At 55.7% G+C, this 19,684-nt stretch carries 14 protein-coding genes; 11 read left to right on the forward strand and 3 right to left on the reverse strand.

Annotated features, from left to right (window positions below; translation table 11 throughout):
• The first annotated feature begins 408 nt into the window (after window positions 1-408).
• Together pqqU and LJN55_RS05885 are read left to right on the forward strand one after the other, a co-directional pair.
• A complete protein-coding gene (pqqU, locus tag LJN55_RS05880) occupies window positions 409-2,514 on the forward strand; it encodes a TonB-dependent receptor PqqU (RefSeq protein WP_407647797.1) in 2,106 nt (701 codons plus the stop codon).
• 156 nt (window positions 2,515-2,670) lie between these two features.
• On the forward strand, window positions 2,671-5,052 hold the full coding sequence (locus tag LJN55_RS05885) for a glucose/quinate/shikimate family membrane-bound PQQ-dependent dehydrogenase (protein ID WP_227535846.1): 2,382 nt from the start codon (window positions 2,671-2,673) through the stop codon (window positions 5,050-5,052).
• Between the two features lie 701 nt (window positions 5,053-5,753).
• Here the strand turns inward: LJN55_RS05885 and LJN55_RS05890 are convergent.
• The 3 genes from LJN55_RS05890 to LJN55_RS05900 form a co-directional block, all read right to left on the reverse strand.
• Window positions 5,754-6,218: a pyridoxamine 5-phosphate oxidase gene (locus tag LJN55_RS05890; RefSeq protein WP_227535847.1), complete on the reverse strand. Its 465-nt coding sequence runs from the start codon at window positions 6,216-6,218 to the stop codon at window positions 5,754-5,756.
• Between the two features lie 19 nt (window positions 6,219-6,237).
• Window positions 6,238-7,242: a LacI family DNA-binding transcriptional regulator gene (locus LJN55_RS05895; protein ID WP_227535848.1), complete on the reverse strand. Its 1,005-nt coding sequence runs from the start codon at window positions 7,240-7,242 to the stop codon at window positions 6,238-6,240.
• A gap of 87 nt (window positions 7,243-7,329) precedes the next feature.
• The gene (locus LJN55_RS05900; RefSeq protein WP_227535849.1) at window positions 7,330-7,860 is read right to left on the reverse strand and encodes a D-lyxose/D-mannose family sugar isomerase; all 531 of its coding nucleotides are present in this window, start codon (window positions 7,858-7,860) and stop codon (window positions 7,330-7,332) included.
• Window positions 7,861-8,081: 221 nt separating this feature from the next.
• On the opposite strand from LJN55_RS05900, the gene LJN55_RS05905 reads away from it, so the two are divergent.
• The 9 genes from LJN55_RS05905 to arnD all read left to right on the forward strand — a co-directional run bounded on the left by LJN55_RS05905 (window position 8,082) and on the right by arnD (window position 19,683).
• Window positions 8,082-9,116 carry an NAD(P)-dependent alcohol dehydrogenase gene (locus LJN55_RS05905; protein WP_159337457.1) on the forward strand — a complete coding sequence of 345 codons (1,035 nt, stop codon included), beginning with the start codon at window positions 8,082-8,084 and terminating at the stop codon, window positions 9,114-9,116.
• Window positions 9,117-9,119: 3 nt separating this feature from the next.
• A complete protein-coding gene (gene xylB / locus LJN55_RS05910; RefSeq protein ID WP_171148752.1) occupies window positions 9,120-10,634 on the forward strand; it encodes a xylulokinase in 1,515 nt (504 codons plus the stop codon).
• Window positions 10,631-12,136 carry a sugar ABC transporter ATP-binding protein gene (locus LJN55_RS05915; protein ID WP_133845653.1) on the forward strand — a complete coding sequence of 502 codons (1,506 nt, stop codon included), beginning with the start codon at window positions 10,631-10,633 and terminating at the stop codon, window positions 12,134-12,136. Before xylB ends, LJN55_RS05915 begins: the two co-directional genes overlap by 4 nt.
• Window positions 12,137-12,226: 90 nt before the next feature.
• The gene (locus LJN55_RS05920; RefSeq protein WP_374760155.1) at window positions 12,227-13,204 is read left to right on the forward strand and encodes an ABC transporter permease; all 978 of its coding nucleotides are present in this window, start codon (window positions 12,227-12,229) and stop codon (window positions 13,202-13,204) included.
• Window positions 13,205-13,301: 97 nt separating this feature from the next.
• On the forward strand, window positions 13,302-14,258 hold the full coding sequence (locus LJN55_RS05925) for a substrate-binding domain-containing protein (protein ID WP_407647798.1): 957 nt from the start codon (window positions 13,302-13,304) through the stop codon (window positions 14,256-14,258).
• 435 nt (window positions 14,259-14,693) lie between these two features.
• Complete coding sequence (gene arnB, locus LJN55_RS05930; protein ID WP_159337453.1) at window positions 14,694-15,833, forward strand: UDP-4-amino-4-deoxy-L-arabinose aminotransferase; 1,140 nt, start codon at window positions 14,694-14,696, stop codon at window positions 15,831-15,833.
• Between the two features lie 3 nt (window positions 15,834-15,836).
• Window positions 15,837-16,814 (forward strand): undecaprenyl-phosphate 4-deoxy-4-formamido-L-arabinose transferase, encoded by a 978-nt coding sequence (gene arnC, locus LJN55_RS05935; protein ID WP_133845649.1) that lies wholly within the window; start codon window positions 15,837-15,839, stop codon window positions 16,812-16,814.
• Window positions 16,811-18,793 (forward strand): bifunctional UDP-4-amino-4-deoxy-L-arabinose formyltransferase/UDP-glucuronic acid oxidase ArnA, encoded by a 1,983-nt coding sequence (gene arnA, locus LJN55_RS05940; protein WP_227535850.1) that lies wholly within the window; start codon window positions 16,811-16,813, stop codon window positions 18,791-18,793. Before arnC ends, arnA begins: the two co-directional genes overlap by 4 nt.
• Entirely contained in the window at window positions 18,790-19,683 is an 894-nt protein-coding gene (gene arnD / locus LJN55_RS05945; RefSeq protein WP_227535851.1) for a 4-deoxy-4-formamido-L-arabinose-phosphoundecaprenol deformylase, read from the forward strand. Before arnA ends, arnD begins: the two co-directional genes overlap by 4 nt.
• Window position 19,684 lies beyond the last annotated feature (1 nt).

The following is a 19,684-nucleotide window of genomic DNA, read 5'->3' on the forward strand; positions in this document are numbered from 1 at the left end:
ACTATCGCTGTATGACACCAGATTCAATAACCCTCTATTTTGTAACGTTAAAATGAATCAATTCAGCCAAAACGTTAACAATAGTTCGCAAGCAAATTAATGAGTGCTACAATCGCCACCGTTTTGTGACATGCATCACATAAGTGCTGGTAGGGACGCGTAACTGCCGCACAGAAAAAGACGTCAGCGCGTAACAGGGAAGCGTTCTTTGTCGATGAACTGAGCAAACCTGACCAGGGGTTATATACTTTTGGCGAGGTTGCCTGGTGAAGACAAAGCCGTGTACGTCAGGGAATGTCGGGCGCTTACCGGGCTGGGCCGGGTAAGACTTTTAGCATTATTTTTACTTATCGAATAATTCCAGTGAATAATAAAACCTCTGCTTACTTTCTGACGCCTCTGTTTCTGATGACGCCTGCCGCTGTCAGCTATGCACAAACGTCTACCGATGCCGCCCCTGTTCAGGGACAGGAATCTTCCCTGATGGTGATTAAACAGCGCTCGGGCCTGTCCGAACTGGATACTCCGGCAGCGGTCAGCGTGGTGGACGGCGACGAGCTGCGCCGTGCCAGCGCTCAGGTGAACCTTTCCGAAAACCTTGGCGGCGTGCCGGGGCTGCAAATTCAGAATCGCCAGAACTATGCTCAGGATCTGCAACTGTCCGTGCGCGGCTTCGGCAGCCGTTCCATGTACGGTGTGCGCGGCGTGCGGCTGTATGTTGATGGCATTCCCGCCACCATGCCGGATGGGCAGGGGCAGACGTCGAACATTGATATTAACTCGGTGGGCAAGGTGGAAGTGCTGCGTGGGCCTTATTCTGCGCTGTACGGCAATGCGTCCGGCGGCGTGGTGAATATTGACAGCGAAACGGGCAGCCAGCCCACCACGCTGGAAGCGGGCACTTACTTCGGCAGCTACGGCTCATGGCGTAACAGCGTCAAAGCCAGCGGCGCCACCGGTGATGGCACCCAGGCGGGGGACGTGAATTACACGATTTCCGGTTCGCGCTTTACCACCCACGGCTTCCGCGACCACAGCGGTACGCAGAAAAGCCTCGGTAACGGTAAGCTCGGCGTGCGTCTTGATGATGTCAGTACCCTGACGCTGATGTTTAACAGCGTCTCCGTGGATGCTAACGATCCCGGTGGTCTGACGGAAGAAGAATATAAAGCCAATCCGCGCCAGTCGCCGCGTGGCGATAACTTTAATACCCGTAAGAGCCTCGACCAGACTCAGGTCGGCCTGCGTTATCAGCGTGAGATGAGTGAAAATGACCAACTGACGCTGACGACCTGGCACGGTGAGCGCCACACTACGCAATATCAGTCGATCCCTTATGGTACTCAGCAGCTCGCTACCTATCCGGGCGGCGTCATTGTGCTGGAGCGTAAATATCAGGGGATAGATACCCGCTGGAAGCACAACGGCGAACTGGGCTCTGTACCGGTGACGCTGATTGGCGGCCTCGACTATGAAACCATGACCGAACGCCGTCAGGGCTTCCAGAACTACAATACGGTCAACGGGGTTAACCAGTTCGGTGAGAAGGGCGATCAACGCCGCAACGAAAAAAACACCATGTGGAACCTCGATCCCTATCTGCAAACCAGCTGGCAGCTGACGCCAAAGTGGACGCTGGATGCCGGGTTGCGCTACAGCACGGTGAACTTTGATTCCACCGACTACTATATAACCAGTGTTAACGGTGATGACAGCGGCAGCGCGCGCTATCACAAGCTGCTGCCGATGGGCTCGGTGAACTATGCGGTGACCGATGCATGGAATCTTTATGCTTCTGCCGGGCGTGGTTTCGAAACCCCGACGATTAATGAGCTTTCTTACCGTTCGACTTCCGGTACGCAGACTGGTCTGAACCTGGGGCTGAAACCCGCCACCAGCGACACCGTTGAACTGGGCAGTAAAACCCGTATTGGTTATGGCCTGCTGACCGCCGCCGTGTTCCAGACCAATACCGATAATGAGCTGGTGGTCGACAGCAGCTCCGGTGGTCGTGCCGTGTATAAAAATGCCGGAGAGACGCGTCGTCGTGGCCTGGAGCTGGGCTTTGATCAGCAGTTCGCGATGGACTGGCACCTGAAGCTGGCGTGGACGTTGCTGGATGCTACGTACCGCAATGAAACCTGTAATGCGAAGAATGTCTGTACGCCTGCGGGCAACCGCCTGCCGGGTATTGCACGAAATATGGGCTACGCTTCACTGGCGTATGCACCGGAAAGCGGCTGGCATGCCGGTGCCGATATTCGTTATATGAGTGACATTCAGGCCAATGATGCGAACGATGCGCAGGCACCGTCCTACGCCGTGACCAGCCTGAACAGTGGCTACCGTTTCAACTGGAGCCAGTGGTCGCTGGACCTGTTTGGCCGCGTCGATAACCTGTTCGACCGTGAGTACGTCGGCTCCGTTATCGTGAATGAAGGCAATAACCGCTACTACGAACCTGCACCGGGGCGTAACTGGGGCGGCGGTGCCACCGTGACGTATCAGTTCTGAGTATTTCGCCGAAGACAATATGGCAATGAATCCAGTAATGGCCTGCTGAAGCGCCTGCAGTGGCGGGTCAATGACACCGTATGGATAGGAAGTATAAAACTAAAAGATTGGGCTCTCGCTTAATCGATGACTTTAAATTTTGGTAAGGTTCAAACTATGCAAAGTAAAGCATCAAGAATACTGATCCTGTTAACAGCGATTTTCGCCACTCTGAGTGGTCTGTATCTGTTAATTGGCGGTATCTGGTTGGCTAAACTGGGTGGCTCGCTCTACTACATCATCGCTGGTGTGGTTCTGCTGATCACAGCTTTTATGCTGTATCGCCGCCGTGGCGCAGCGCTGCTGTTCTACGCACTCTTTCTGCTGGCGACCACTATCTGGTCACTGTGGGAAGTGGGTTCCGACTTCTGGGCGCTGACACCGCGTCTGGACGTCACCTTCTTCCTCGGCCTGTGGATGGTGCTGCCGTTCATCTGGCGTGGCCTGGGTTCAACGGGTGCATTCCCTCGCGTGGCACTTTCAGCCGTGCTGGTGTTTGTGGTCGCGGTGCTGGCTTACTCGGTGTTTAACGACCCGCAGGAAATCAACGGCACGCTGAGCCAGGATCAGGCCGCGGCGGCCCCGGCTGACGACGGTATTCCGGCAGGTGACTGGCCGGCTTATGGTCGTACGCAGGGCGGTACGCGTTACTCCCCGCTGAAGCAGGTTAACGACACTAACGTTGATAAGCTGCAGGAAGCCTGGACCTTCCAGACCGGCGACCTGAAAACACCTAACGATCCGGGTGAGATCACCAACGAAGTCACGCCAATCAAAATCGGCGATGCTTTGTATCTGTGTACTGCGCACCAGCAGCTGTTTGCGCTGGATGCGGCGACGGGTAAGCAGAAGTGGAAGTTTGATCCGAAGATGAAGACGGACCCGACGTTCCAGCATGTGACCTGTCGTGGTGTGTCTTACTACCAGACGCCAGAAGCCGCAGCGACCCCGGCCGGAACTCAGCCTGCGCTGTGCTCACGCCGCGTGTTACTGCCGGTCAATGACGGTAGTCTGTATGCGCTGGACGCTGAAACCGGCGCTCTGTGCCCGGAATTCGGCGACAACGGTAAGCTGAACCTGCAGAGCAATCTGCCTTACAACAAAGTGGGTTCTTACGAACCAACGTCACCGCCAATCATCACCAGCACCACTATTGTGATGGCCGGTGCGGTCACCGATAACTACTCAACCAAAGAGCCGTCCGGTGTGATCCGTGGTTTCGATGTCAACACAGGTAAACTGCTGTGGGCCTTCGATACCGGCGCGAAAGATCCGAACGTGATTGCGGAAGGCGAGCAGCACTACACGCCGAACTCTCCGAACTCATGGGCTCCGGCGTCTTACGATGCCAAACTGGACCTGGTTTACCTGCCAATTGGTGTTTCGACCCCTGATATCTGGGGCGGTCACCGTACCCCGGAAATGGAGCGTTTCGCCACGGGTATGCTGGCACTGAATGCCACCACCGGTAAGCTGGCCTGGTTCTATCAGACGGTTCACCACGACCTGTGGGATATGGACGTTCCGGCACAGCCAACGCTGGCTGATATCAACGACAAAGAGGGTAACAAGGTTCCGGTCATCTACATTCCGACCAAAACCGGTGACATCTTTGTGCTGAACCGTACCAACGGTAAGCCTGTTGTTCCGGCACCGGAAATGAAGGTTCCGGGTGGCGCAGCCAAGGGCGATCACGTTTCCCCTACGCAGCCTTACTCTGAGCTGAGCTTCCGCCCGAAAGCGCAGCTGACCGGGAAAGATATGTGGGGTGCCACTATCTACGATCAGCTGATTTGTCGTGTGATGTTCCACCAGTTACGTTATGAAGGTCCGTTCACTCCGCCATCTGAGCAGGGGACTCTGGTGTTCCCGGGTAACCTCGGTATGTTCGAGTGGGGCGGTATTGCCGTGGATACCGATCGTCAGGTTGCGGTCACGAATCCAATGGCGCTGCCGTTTGTTTCCCGTCTGATCCCTCGTGGTCCGGGTAACCCGATTGAGCCGGATGAGAATGATAAGGGCGGTACCGGTACTGAGTCCGGCGTTCAGCCACAGTACGGCTTGCCGTACGGCGTGACGCTGAATCCGTTCCTGTCTCCGCTGGGCTTCCCGTGCAAACAGCCTTCATGGGGCTACATCTCTGCGGTTGACCTGAAAACCAATGATATCGTGTGGAAAAAACGTATCGGCACCGTGCGCGACAGCTCACCGGTTCCGCTGCCGTTTAAAATGGGTATGCCAATGCTGGGCGGACCGGTGACCACTGCCGGTAACGTGTTCTTCATTGCTGCCACCGCCGATAACTACCTGCGTGCATTCAACGTCTCTAACGGCAAACAGCTGTGGGAAGCGCGTCTGCCAGCGGGTGGCCAGGCGACACCAATGACCTATGAAGTGAACGGTAAGCAGTATGTGCTGATCGTTGCGGGTGGCCACGGTTCGTTCGGCACCAAGCTGGGTGATTACGTGAAAGCTTACGCGCTGCCTGACAGCAAATAACGGCGGTTAACCTCGGGCGAGGCATGCCTCGCCCCTACGAATGATGCAAAGCAAGATCGCTCTTCGTAGGGGCCGGGTATGTCCGGTCTGTTTGACTCGTACCGACGACAATCCTGTAGGGGTCAGGCATGCTTCGCCCCTACGAATGATGCAAAGCAAGATCGCTCTTCGTAGGGGCCGGGTATGTCCGGTCTGTTTGACTCGTACCGACGACAATCCTGTAGGGGTCAGGCATGCTTCGCCCCTACGAATGATGCAAAGCAAGATCGCTCTTCGTAGGGGCCGGGTATGTCCGGTCTGTTTGACTCGTACCGACGACAATCCTGTAGGGGTCAGGCATGCTTCGCCCCTACGAATGATGCAAAGCAAGATCGCTCTTCGTAGGGGCCGGGTATGTCCGGTCTGTTTGACTCGTACCGACGACAATCCTGTAGGGGTCAGGCATGCTTCGCCCCTACGAATGATGCAAAGCAAGATCGCTCTTCGTAGGGGCCGGGTATGTCCGGTCTGTTTGACTCGTACCGACGACAATCCTGTAGGGGTCAGGCATGCTTCGCCCCTACGAATGATGCAAAGCAAGATCGCTCTTCGTAGGGGCCGGGTATGTCCGGCCTGTTTGACTCGTATCGACGACAATCCTGTAGGGGTCAGGCATGCCTGACCCGCAAAGCAAAAGGGCGACTGTGAAGTCGCCCTTTTTTTTATGCCAGCGTTTTCAGCGCCGTAATCTGTTCCCGCCAGCGGGCCAGCGCCGCTACTTCATCGTTCAGACTGAACGTTAACCCACTGGTCACCGTGGCATAAGGTGCCCGATGGGCGATCACCTGCTTAACCTCAGCGCTGAATACCGCCAGTTTAAGATCGGTCAGCGTTTCCGGGCGTGCCTCTGCCAGTGCCTGAATCTCCACCACCGCATCATTGAGCACCAGTGCCAGCGTGATCCTGCCATCCCGCTTCAGATTGCGCGTGGTGGTGGATTCTGGCCAGATGGCAAACAGTAGCGCATTTGGGGAGCAGGCAATGATTTCCCCCAGGCTCAGCTGTGCCGCATACGGCCAGCCATTTTCACCCACGCTGGACAGACGAATCGCCTGATACCGATGGCTTTCAGGTATTGAGCCGTCAAGCAGGGTCAGCAGAGCAGGCGGCAGTGTAGGGTTGTTCATCAGTCGTTCCTTCAGTTGATTAGGGTACGACCATTTTACCACGAACAATCACTTTACCCGTTTTGACTTCACTTTCGGTGGCCCGGCGGACCGCCAGATTGATCACCTGCCAGGCTATCTCATGCAAATCATGGGCAATACACGGGAAGTGGAAGCCGTATATCGGTGCGTGTGAGATCTCATCAATGCTGAACAGCGAAACGTCCTGCATTGGACTCAGCTGATGATCGATGCAGGATTTAATGATCCCCTGCGATATCTGGTTATTACAGCCGACGAAATAGTCCGGTGGGGTGTGGTGGTCAAGATACTCACTGGTGACTCTGGCAGCAACGTCCATCAAAAAATCGGCGTACAGGACCTCGAAGCTGGCGATTTTGCCCTGCAAGGCCGCGCTCAGACCGGTCACGCGCTCGCGTGCCACGTTGGAGTCCTGCGGCCCGGAAACCACCACCACACGCTGCGCCTGCTGTTCCAGCAGATAACGGCCCGCCTGCAGGCCGCAGTCAAGATTATCGATATAGACCCCGCTACAGGCACTGGCATCCAGTTCTCTATCGACCAGAATCACCGGGATATTCAGCGCTTCCAGCCGGTGCAGATAAGCGGGATGGTAGTTGCAGTCTGACGAGATTACCGACAGGACGATGGCATCAACGTTATAGCCGATCAGCTTGTCGATGATACGGTTCTCATGCTCCTGTGACTCCCGGGAGTCAAAAATCAGCGTATCGTAGCCCGCTTTTTCCGCTTCCAGCGTCATCAACCGGGTCAGCCCCCCGAAAAACGGGTTGTTCATATCCGGATTAACAATACCGATGGTTTTACTGTCACGCGCACGCAGGTTACGCGCTGCGGTGTTCACCACGTAGCCCATCTCTGTGGCGGTGGCCAGCACCCGTTTCAGGGTGTCCGGATGCACTTTTTCCGGATGGGTAAAGGCGCGGGAAACGGTGATTTTGCTGACGTTTGCTTCTGCTGCCACGCTTGAGAGCGTGGCTTTAACTTTCCGGCCTGACGGCAAGGTGAACTCCTGGATATCAAATCATTTTGTACCATTGATGTATCATGACAGATCCCCAGACATGATGCGAATCAATCCGCCACAGGCTCAGCCGAGGCGGTTAACGCGCGGGTCCGTAAACACATCAAGGTCATCACGGCTTTCCGAAGAGAATTCCGACACCACTGCACCCTGCTTGCCGGCCTGGAACCAGTGGCGGGTGTTGGGGGCAATGGTGTACTGCTCGCCAGGCCGCAGCAAAATAAAGTGCTGTGCGGTATACCACTGTTCCGCCCCTTCCGGTGGCTGGCAGGTGCCGTTATTCAGGGTCAGGCTCTCATCATCAACAAATAACCACACCTCGCCCCATCGACAGCGGAATGTCTCCTGTTTACCGGGTGTGCCGTTAAACGGCGGGTGCAGATGCTCCGGACAGGTCTGGTGTGGAAACAGTACCAGCTCCTTGGCGCAGTAGCGCGGACTGTTGATATAGGTGAGCAGTTGCAGGCCGGAGAGGGGGTAGTCTGGCAGGCCAAAGGTGGCGATCTCGATCTGCTGCTGCTCAGCCGCGGTGAGCAATATCGACGCTTCCCGCAGGTAGTGAAGGGTCTGGCTGATGGCCTGTTGATATGCGCTCATGATGATCCTCTAATGATTTTGTTGTTATCGATATCATATTTTGTGTGAGTGTTTTTGATCTTTATCGCTTGTCTGATGCCATTATTGCCCCGTTTTTTCTCCCTGAGTTACAAAAATGCTAAAATTTTAACCGTGCTCACACATTTATCACCGCATTTCTTTTACTATCGGCGTCATATTGATGTTAACGATATCATTTTATTATCAACAGGGAGTCATCCATGAAAGCATTGGTACTGCAGCAGGCAGGTAAAATTGCCATCGAGGATCGGGAGTTCAGCGAACATCTGGGCGATACCGATGTGCAGATCAAAATTCACTCTGTGGGTATCTGCGGCAGTGACGTTCACTATTATCAACACGGTCGCATCGGGCCGTTTGTGGTTAACGCTCCGATGGTGCTGGGCCATGAAGCCTCCGGTGTCGTGATGGCGGTGGGGAGTGCTGTTCGCCATGTGCAGCCTGGCGATCGTGTGTGTATGGAGCCAGGTATTCCGGATATGCAGTCGGCACAGTCGCGCGCCGGGATCTACAACCTTGACCCGGCCGTGCGTTTCTGGGCAACACCGCCGGTTCACGGCTGCCTGCGTGAAACGGTGATCCACCCAGCGGCCTTTACCTTCAAACTGCCGGATAACGTCAGCTTTGCCGAAGGCGCCATGGTGGAACCGTTGGCGATCGGCATGCATGCGGCGACCAAAGCCGCGATCAAACCCGGCGATATTGCGCTGGTGATCGGTGCCGGGCCGATTGGCGTGGTCACTGCCCTGGCTGCTCTGGCGGGCGGTTGCTCGGATGTCATTATCTGTGACCTGTTCGACGAAAAACTGCAGGTGGCGGCCAACTATACCGGCCTGCATGCGGTGAACAGTAAAGGGGATGCTCTGGCGCAAAAAGTGGCGCAGTTGACCAGTGGCAACGGCGTTGATGTGGTGTTTGAGTGCAGCGGGGCCAAACCGGCCATCGCCAGCATCAGCCAGCATATTGCACCGGGGGGAACTGCCGTGCTGGTCGGTATGCCGGTGGATGCCGCGCCGATGGATATTGTTGCCGCTCAGGCTAAAGAAGTGACCTTTAAGACCATTTTCCGCTACGCCAATATGTATCCGCGTACCCTGCGCCTGCTGAGTTCCGGCAAGCTGCGTGTGCAGCCGCTGATCACCCAGACCTATAAATTTGCCGACAGTGTGGCCGCCTTTGAACGCGCAGCCGCAGGCAACCCGACCGATATCAAAATCATGCTGGAAATGGAGTAAGTCATGGCGCTGTATGCGGGCATTGACTGTGGTACGCAAGGCACCAAGGTGGTGATTGTTGATGACCAGCACGGCACTATTCTCGGGAGCGGCAGTGCACCCCACGCGCTGATCAGCGACGCATCCGGCAGGCGTGAGCAGCAGGCTGAATGGTGGATTACGGCGTTGAAAGAGGCTTTTCACCAGGCCGTGGCAGCAGCGGGTATCGACCCGGCGCAGATCGCTGCGCTGGCGGTTTCCGGGCAGCAGCATGGCTTTGTGGCGCTGGATGAGGCGGGAGAGGTGCTACATACGGTCAAGCTGTGGTGTGACACCAGCACTGCCGAAGAAAATGCCTGGCTGCTGGCGCAGTTAGGGGGAGAGGAGGGATCGCTGGCGCAGCTGGGGCTCACCCTGGCCACTGGCTATACCGCCTCGAAAATCTTATGGTTCCGTCAGCAGCACCCGGAACTGTGGCAGCGGCTGGCGACCATGCTGCTACCGCATGATTATCTGAATTTTTGGCTGACCGGTGAACGGCGCGCAGAGTATGGCGATGCCTCGGGTAGCGGATTGTTTGATATTCGCCAGCGCTGCTGGGATCGCCGCACCGTCGAGCTGATTGATAACAGCGGGCGTTTATGGCGTGCGCTGCCGCCACTGGTGTCGGCAGAACAGCCTGTTGGCATCGTGTGCGAACGTGCTATTCAGGTGCTGGGGCTGCGTGCCGGTACGCTGGTTGCCAGCGGCGGCGGCGACAATATGATGGCGGCCATCGGCACTGGCAATATCCAGCCGGGCATGCTGACCATGAGTCTCGGCACCTCCGGGACGTTGTTCTCCTGCGCTGACAGCCCGGTGGTGGCGGATTCGGCGATGATCGCCGGTTTTTGCTCCAGCAGTAATGGCTGGTTGCCGCTGATCTGCACCATGAATGTGACCTCGGCCAGTACCGCGGTACAGAACCTGCTGCAACAGGATGTGGTGGCGTTTAATCGTGCGCTGGAAGAAGCGGAACCCGGGGCAGGCGGCATGCTGATGCTGCCGTTCTTTAACGGCGAACGTGTGCCGGAGCTGCCCGGAGCCCGGGCCAGTCTGTACAACCTCGACAGTAATAATTTCACCCCGGCCAACCTCTGCCTGGCGGTAGTGGAAGGGGCGACTTACGGTCTGCGTTATGGACTGGATCTGTTTCGCCAGCAGGGCATTGAGGTCAGTGAAATCCGCCTCACCGGGGGCGGAGCCAACAGCCCGCGCTGGCGGCAGATTGTTGCCGATGTGATGAACTGCCCCGTGGTCTGCCCGCAGGAGAAAGAGAGTGCGGCGCTGGGCGCCGCGATCCAGGCTATCTGGTGCCACCGTCTGGCGTCGGGCAGCCCTCAGCCTGCCGCCGCACTGCTGGCCCGGCTGTGCCAGCAGTTTGTACAGTTGGATGAGAGCACCCGTGCCCGGCCAGACGCTGAACGGCAGCGCCGCTATGCTGACCTTTATCAGCGCTATCTGCATCGGTTGCAGAAAGAATATGAGGTGACGTTATGAGTCAGTTAGCAGATGAATCCCAGGCTGCCATGCTGCTGGAAGTCAGCGGGGTGAAAAAGAGCTTCGGGCCGGTGGTGGCGCTGAAAAATGCAGAGTTCTGTCTGCGTCGTGGTTCGATCCATGCGCTGTGTGGCGGTAACGGTGCCGGGAAGTCGACCTTTCTCAGCATCTTGATGGGATTTATTCAGCCGGACAGCGGCGACATCTTTATCAATGGAAAGCGCTGTGAATTCTCCCACCCGAAAGAAGCGCTTGCCGCAGGGATCGCTATTGTGCAGCAGGAACTGAGCACCATTGCTGACCTGACGGTGGCGGAGAATATCTGGCTGGGTCGCGAGCCGCGTCGCTTTGGCTTTGTCGATTTTGGCCGGATGAACCGACAAACGGCGGAGCTGCTGGCTGACCTGCATTTTACCCTGTCTCCAACGGAAAAAATGCGCAACCTCAGTGTGGCTGAACAGCAGTTGGTCGAGATTGCTAAAGCCCTGTCACACGCCAACGCCGATATCATCATTATGGATGAACCGACCTCGGCCATCGGTGAAGAGGACGTGCAGAAGATCTTCCAGGCCATCACCCGGCTGGCGGAGAAAGGCAAAGGGATTATTTATGTTTCTCACCGCCTGGCAGAAATTTTCCAGATTGCCGACAGCTATACCATCTTCCGTGACGGCAGCTATATCCATGAAGGGCTGCTGGGCGATATCACTCGTGAACAGTTGATTGAGCACATTATTGGCGGCGAATTTGACAGTGAATTTGCCAAGTTCAACCAGCCAGGTGAAGAAGTGATGATGCAGGTGAATAACCTGTGCTGGGGCAAGAAGGTGCGCGATATCAGCCTGACGCTGAGGCGCGGTGAGATCCTCGGGATCTACGGGTTGGTGGGTTCCGGGCGCAGCGAATTTCTCGATCTGATCTTTGGAATCGAACATGCGCACAGCGGCACCATTCAACTGGGGGAGAAGATCCTCGGGCGGCATTCGCCCAGAGAGGCTATCGACAGTGGGATTGCCTATGTCACTGAAGATCGGAAAGAAACCGGGTTGGTGCTGTGCCGTTCGGTGAATGAGAACATTAATATCGCCTCGTTTCCCGCCATCAGCCGCGCCGGGTTTATCAGTGACAGCAAAGAGCGCCAGCGTACCCGTGAGATGATTGCGCGTTTTAATGTGAAAACCCCCGATGGCGACCAGCTGGTGGGCAATCTCAGCGGGGGTAATCAGCAAAAAGTGGTGCTGGGGCGCTGGGCGCTGCTGGAACCTCAGGTGATGCTGCTGGATGAGCCGACGCGCGGGATTGATGTGGGAGCCAAAAAAGAGATCTACCGTTTTATGTCGGAATTCGCGCTCAAGGATCGCGGCATTATTATGGTGTCCTCCGAACTGTCAGAAATTATTGGAATGAGCGACCGTATATTAGTCTTTAAAGATGGCGCGCTGGCCGGAGAACTGTCGGCTGAAAATGCCACCCAGGCTGAATTAATGAAGCTGGCGGTGTAATAATCTTTTTATAACGAGAGAGTAATTGTAATGAATTCGACATCTTCTCTGACTCCAGGGCTGTCTTTCTTTACGCGTAATAAACGCCGGATGCATAAATACGGCATTATTATCGCCTTTTTTGTGCTGTGCCTGATTGTCACCGTAATTGGTGAAGTGCAGGTCGCGAACGGTGCGTGGAGCAGTAATTATTTTCTCAGTCATGAAAATACGCTGATTGTATTACGCCAGGTGTCTATTAATGGCATTCTCGCCATCGGAATGACCTTTGTTATTATTACCGCCGGGGTGGATCTGTCGGTCGGCTCTGTTCTGGCGCTAAGCGGCATTGTCGCGGCGCGCTTTGCCACCACCAACAGCGGGCTGGCCATCGGTGATACGGCACATGCGGTCATTATGCCGTTAATCGTCGCGCTGGGGATCGGCATTGTCTGTGGCCTGCTGAACGGTACGATTCTGGCTCGCTACCGCCTGCAACCGTTTATTGTCACCATGGGAATGCTGTCGGCAGCGCGTGGCCTGGCACTGCTGACCACCGATGGTAATCCGGTATCACAGCTAAACCCTGACTTTCGCGCCCTGGGTAACGGGTATCTGCTGGGCATCCCGCTCCCGGTGATTATTTTTATCGTGTTGTTTGCACTGGCCTGGATACTGCTGAATAAAACGCTGTTTGGCCGCTATGTCTATGCCGTCGGGGGGAATCAAAAAAGTGCCCGCACCTCCGGGATCAGCGTGGTGAAAATCAAAGTGCTGGTCTACACCCTATGTGCCGCGCTGGCGGGGATTGCTGGCCTTATCCTGACGGCACGCACCGGCTCGGCGCAGACCAATGCCGGGGCTGCCTATGAACTGGATGCGATAGCGGCAGTGGTGATTGGTGGCACCAGTATGGCGGGCGGCGTGGGTACGCTGGTCGGCACGCTGTTCGGTATTTTAATTATTGGCGTCATGAATAATGGCCTGGATCTGCTGGGCGTTCAGTCTTATTACCAGCAGATTATTAAAGGGGCATTAATTGTGGTGGCAGTGTTGCTTGACCCGTCGCGTAAACAACAACGCGATTAATCATATTTTCCTGATGACATAAAAATATCACCCTACATAACCAGGAGTTTTCATGAATAAGTTGACTAAAATAGCGTTGCTGACGTCCGGTCTGTTAATGGGCAGCAGCGTGATTGCCCAGGCCGCACCGATTAAAATAGCGGTACTGATGTACGGTATGAAAGCTGAATTTGTACAGCTGATGGAAAAAGCAGGTAAAGAACACCCGGCAGTAAAAAGCGGCGAAGTACAGCTGACGGTGTATGACGGCCGTTACGATCCGCTGGTACAGAATAATCAGGCAGAAACCGCCATTCAGACCCATGTTGATGCCATCATCATCAACCCGATGGACTATGAAGCCAATATTGACGTGGTGACAATGGCCAACGAAGCCAAAATTCCGGTGGTGGTGACCAATGCGCGACTGAATACCGACAAAATGACCTCTGAGGTGGTATCCGATGACGTGCTGGGTGGCTATCTGGAAGCGAAGGCCGTGCTGAAAAAAATCAACTGCAAAGGCAACGTGGTGATTATTGAAGGGCCGAAGGGCGGCAGCGGCGAGATCCAGCGCGGTCAGGGTAACGATAAAGCCATTGCCGAATGTGGCGCCGGGAATGTGAAGGTGCTGGAGCGCAAAACCGCAAACTGGTCACGTGCTGAAGCGCTACCGCTGATGGAGAACTGGCTGCAGAAGCACCGGGGCCAGATTAACGGCGTGATCGCGCAGAATGATGAAATGGCGCTGGGTGCCATTGAAGCGATAAAAGGAGCCAATCTGAATGTGAAAGATTTTGCTATCGCCGGGGTAGACGGTGTGTCTGACGCTATCCGCGCGGTGCAGGCGGGTGAGATGGTGTCCATCTTGCAGGATGCCCACGCACAGATGCAGGGTTCGATTGATGTCGCGGTGCGTGCGGTGAAAGGGGAGAGTTACCAGCCGCAGTCCACTATCTGGAAACAGTACGCCGATAAGATGGCGTGGGATGATGGCAAAGCAAAACGCTACTCCGTACCCTGGACGGAAGTGACTTCGGATAATGCCACCCAGCTGCTGGATGCGCGTAAATAATACCGCTTCGGGTCACCGGCCTTGTGCCGCTGGCCCACTATCATTTCTGTATATCCCAATATGTTTTGCAACAAAATAATGAAGTTTTTTTTATATTTTAGGTTTTTCCTAAGCGAATAAGTACACAACCCCTTTTATAGCTAAACCATCCATCAACCAGACTGATTTAATCTTTCCTCAGTTGGCTTCTCTTAATCTTCCCCTAAGTATTTTCATTTAAGCTCCATATATCCGGATGTTGCTATGCTTTTTTGCTCGCTTTTGACGCTGCATGGCAATGATTGGCGTTTTATTGTTCAAATGAGACGGGGGGGGCATAACGGCCAGTAGAATGAAAAATAGGCAGTGATTCGTTCAGGGTTGAGAGAGGGGAATCGCAGCCTCTGCTATCCTCACTCATCATTCGTGGTGTTAATTGTTTAATGGATGTAATCAATGACAGACTTTTTGCCTTTCTCACGTCCGGCAATGGGTGCGGAAGAACTGGCCGCCGTCGCCGAGGTGTTACGTTCAGGATGGATCACCACCGGCCCCAAAAATCAGCAGCTTGAACAGGCATTTTGCCAGCTTACCGGGAATCGTCATGCGATTGCCGTTAGCTCGGCAACGGCCGGGATGCACGTCACGCTAATGGCACTGGGAATAGGGCCGGGGGATGAAGTGATCACCCCCTCGCTGACCTGGGTTTCAACGCTGAATATGATCGTTCTGCTGGGGGCGACTCCGGTGATGATCGACGTGGACCGCGATACGCTGATGGTGACACCGGCGTTGATTGAGGCGGCCATCACCCCACGGACCAAAGCCATTATTCCGGTACATTATGCCGGAGCACCGGTTGATATCGATGCCATTCGCACGCTGGCTGAACAGCGGGGGATTGCGGTTATCGAGGATGCGGCCCATGCAGCAGGTACTCACTATCGCGGGCAGCATGTGGGTCGCCGCGGTACGGCAATTTTCTCATTTCACGCGATTAAAAATATGAGCTGTGCCGAAGGCGGGCTGGTGGTTACCGATGATGATGCCCTGGCGGATCGCGTGCGCAGTCTGAAATTCCACGGGCTGGGTGTCGATGCCTTTGATCGTCAGACCCACGGTCGTGCGCCGCAGGCCGAAGTGATCATGCCCGGCTTCAAATATAACCTCGCCGATATTAATGCGGCGATTGCGCTGGTGCAGTTGGATAAGCTGACAGCCAACAACGCCCGACGTGAGCAAATTGCGTTGCGTTACCTCGAGGAGCTTTCCGATACCCCGTTCCTGCCTCTGACACAACCTGACTGGCCCCATCACCACGCCTGGCACCTGTTTATCCTGCGCGTTGACCCTGAGCTGTGCGGTATCAGCCGCGATGAACTCATGCAGGCGCTGAAGGAGCAGGGTATCGGCAGCGGGCTTCACTTCCGGGCGGCGCATACGCAGAAATATTATCGTGAACGCTTCCCTCACCTGTCCCTGCCGCAGACCGAATGGAACTCAGAGCGTATCTGCTCGATTCCCCTGTTTCCGGGAATGACTGACGACGATGGCCGCCGCGTGATTGTGGCACTGCGTAAGCTGGCAAAGAGATAAGAGATGACAGAACAACCGATCAACAAACTCTCCGTTGTGATCCCGGTGTACAACGAGCAGGAAAGCCTGCCCGAACTGCTCCGCCGTACGGAGGCTGCCTGCGCGCAACTGGCTATCGATTATGAAATTTTACTGGTCGATGACGGCAGCAGCGATGCGTCGGCCGAGATGCTCACTGCCGCCGCAGAGGCACCGGATAGCCATATTGTGGCGGTGTTGCTGAACCGTAACTACGGCCAACATTCGGCGATCATGGCCGGCTTCAGCCATGTTAGCGGTGACCTGATTATCACACTTGATGCCGACCTGCAAAACCCCCCTGAAGAGATCCCGCGCCTGGTGGAAACGGCCCGGAAGGGCTACGACGTGGTGGGCACCGTGCGGCAAAACCGTCAGGACAGCTGGTTCCGTAAGCGTGCTTCACGCCTGATCAATCATCTGATTCAACGCACCACGGGTAAAGCAATGGGTGACTACGGTTGCATGCTGCGAGCCTACCGACGTCATATTGTCGATGCCATGCTGCACTGCCATGAGCGCAGTACTTTTATCCCTATTCTGGCGAACACCTTTGCCCGGCGGGCCACAGAGATCCCGGTGCTGCACGCCGAACGCGAATTTGGCGATTCCAAATATAGCCTGATGCGCCTGATCAACCTGATGTATGACCTGATCACCTGCCTGACAACCACGCCACTGCGGCTGTTAAGCGTGTTTGGCAGCGTGATTGCGTTGGCGGGTTTTGCAATTTCCCTGCTGCTGATTGGACTGCGCCTGTTCCTTGGCCCGCAGTGGGCAGCAGAAGGGGTATTTATGCTGTTTGCCGTGCTGTTCATTTTTGTCGGCGCACAGTTTATTGGCATGGGGCTGCTTGGCGAGTATATCGGGCGTATCTACAACGATGTGCGCGCCCGTCCCCGTTATTTTATTCAGCGCGTTGTTAGCCGTGACGCCAACTCCACACAGGATAAATCATCATGAAAGCCGTAGTTTTTGCCTACCATGATATGGGCTGCACCGGGATCCGGGCGCTGGCTGAAGCGGGTTTTGACATCTGCGCGATTTTTACCCACGCGGATCATCCCGGCGAGAATCACTTCTTCGGGTCCGTCGCACGTACCGCCGCGCAGTTGGGTGTGCCGGTTTATGCGCCGGAGGAGGTAAACCATCCTCTGTGGATTGACCGCATCCGCGAGATGAAACCTGACGTGATTTTCTCATTCCACTACCGCCAGATGCTGAGCGACGAGATCCTCGCCTGTGCGCCAGTGGGGGCGTTTAATCTGCATGCCTCATTGTTGCCGAAGTATCGTGGCCGCGCGCCACTGAACTGGGTGCTGGTTGACGGTGAAGAAGAAACCGGTGTCACGCTGCATCGCATGGTGAAACGCGCCGATGCCGGGGCGATTATCGCCTGTGAGAAGGTGGCGATTGCGGCGGAAGATACTGCGCTGACGCTGCATTATAAAGTGTGTGAGAGTGCGAAACAGCTGCTGATGCGCAGCCTGCCAGACATTCTGCGTGGCAGTTTTATTGCCGTCGAACAGGATGAACGCAAAGCCACCTATGTCGGACGACGGACCCCGGAAGACGGACGCATCGACTGGCAGCAGCCAGTGCAACGTACCCATAACCTGGTACGTGCGGTCACCGATCCCTGGCCGGGGGCGTTCAGCTATGTGGGGGCCGCGAAGTTTATCATCTGGCAGTCCAAAATCTGCCACAACTGGCCGGTGACAAAGCCCGGTACGGTACTTTCCGTTTCGCCATTTGTGGTCGCCTGCGCAGAGGGTGCGTTGGAAGTGGTAACCGGGCAAAGCGACAGCGGTGTCTACATGCAGGGCAGTCAACTGGCGCAAACCCTTGGGCTGGTGGCCGGTGCCCTGCTGCATAACCAGCCGGTGGTAGCGGCAAAACGCAGAACCCGTGTACTGATCCTTGGTGTCAATGGCTTTATCGGTAACCACCTGACTGAGCGCCTGCTGGCCGATGATCATTTCGAAATTTTCGGGCTGGACATTGGCTCTGATGCCATCAGCCGCTTCGTGGGCCACGAGCGTTTTCATTTTGTCGAAGGGGATATCAGTATTCACTCGGAGTGGATCGAGTACCACATTAAGAAATGTGATGTGGTATTACCCCTGGTGGCGATTGCCACACCGATCGAATACACCCGCAACCCGCTGCGCGTGTTTGAACTGGATTTTGAAGAAAATCTGAAGATCATTCGCGATTGTGTGAAGTACAAAAAGCGCATTATTTTCCCCTCCACCTCGGAGGTCTATGGCATGTGTACGGATGACACTTTCGATGAAGATCACTCGAATCTGGTGGTCGGGCCGATCAATAAACAGCGCTGGATCTATTCCGTCTCGAAACAGTTACTGGATCGGGTGATCTGGGCTTATGGAGAAAAAGAGGGGTTGCGGTTTACGCTGTTCCGGCCTTTCAACTGGATGGGACCGCGCCTGGATAACCTTAACGCGGCACGTATCGGCAGCTCGCGTGCCATTACTCAGTTGATCCTGAATCTGGTGGAAGGATCGCCGATTAAGTTGATTGACGGCGGGCGGCAGAAGCGCTGCTTTACCGATATCCGTGACGGCATTGAAGCGCTGTTCCTGATTATCGAGAATAAGCAGCAGAACTGCGATGGTCAGATTATCAATATCGGTAACCCGGATAATGAAGCCAGTATTAAAGAGCTGGCCGAACAGCTGCTGGCCAGTTTTGAACGGCACCCGCTGCGTCACCAATTCCCGCCATTTGCCGGTTTTCGCGAGGTGGAAAGTAGCAGCTATTATGGCAAGGGATATCAGGATGTGGAGCACCGTAAACCGTCGATCCGTAATGCGAAGCGTCTGCTGAACTGGCAGCCGGAGGTGGCGATGAACTACACCATTGATGCCACGCTCGACTTCTTCCTGCAAACCGTTGAACAGGGCGAGATTGTCGAATGATCAATGTGGGTTTACGCATTGATGTGGATACCTGGCGCGGCACCCGGGACGGTGTGCCGCGCCTGCTCTCCATTCTTGAACGTCAGCAAACCCGCGCCAGCTTTTTCTTCAGCGTTGGGCCGGATAATATGGGCCGCCATTTATGGCGGCTGCTAAAACCGCGCTTTCTGTGGAAGATGCTGAGGTCAAACGCGGCTTCACTCTACGGCTGGGACATTCTGCTGGCGGGTACAGCCTGGCCCGGACGACGTATCGGCCAGGGGCTGGCCGATACGATCCGTCAGGCAAGCTTGCAGCATGAAACAGGGATGCACGCCTGGGATCATTTTGCCTGGCAGACCTGGGCGGGCGTATGGCCTGCAGGGAAGCTGAGTGAAGAGGTCCGCCGGGGCGTTGAGGCACTCAGCGAACTGACCGGGCAACCCGTAACCTGTTCAGCCGCAGCGGGCTGGCGTGCCGATGGCCGTGTCCTCACCGCTAAACAGGCTTTTGATTTTCGTTATAACAGCGACTGTCGGGGCACAGAGCCTTTCCGGCCAATACTGCCAGATGGGCGGCAGGGAACCGTGCAAATCCCGGTGACGTTACCGACGTGGGACGAAGTGGCAGGGACGCGTGTCGATCCTGCGCACTACAACGCGTTCATCCTTGATGAGATCGCTCGCCAGCCGGGCGTGCCGGTTTACACCATCCATGCGGAAGCGGAAGGGATCGTGCTGGCGGACAAATTTGATGCACTGCTGACGGAGGCGCGACAGCGGGGGATTCGTTTCTGTCCATTGGGCGAGCTGCTGCCGCAGGACCTCTCGCAACTGCCGACAGGCAAAGTGATTCGGGGTAGCTTCCCCGGCCGTGAAGGTTGGCTGGGATGCCAGCAACTCGCTGAGTGAT

Origin of the sequence: Erwinia rhapontici (genome assembly GCF_020683125.1) — a bacterium.
Lineage (GTDB): Bacteria > Pseudomonadota > Gammaproteobacteria > Enterobacterales > Enterobacteriaceae > Erwinia > Erwinia rhapontici.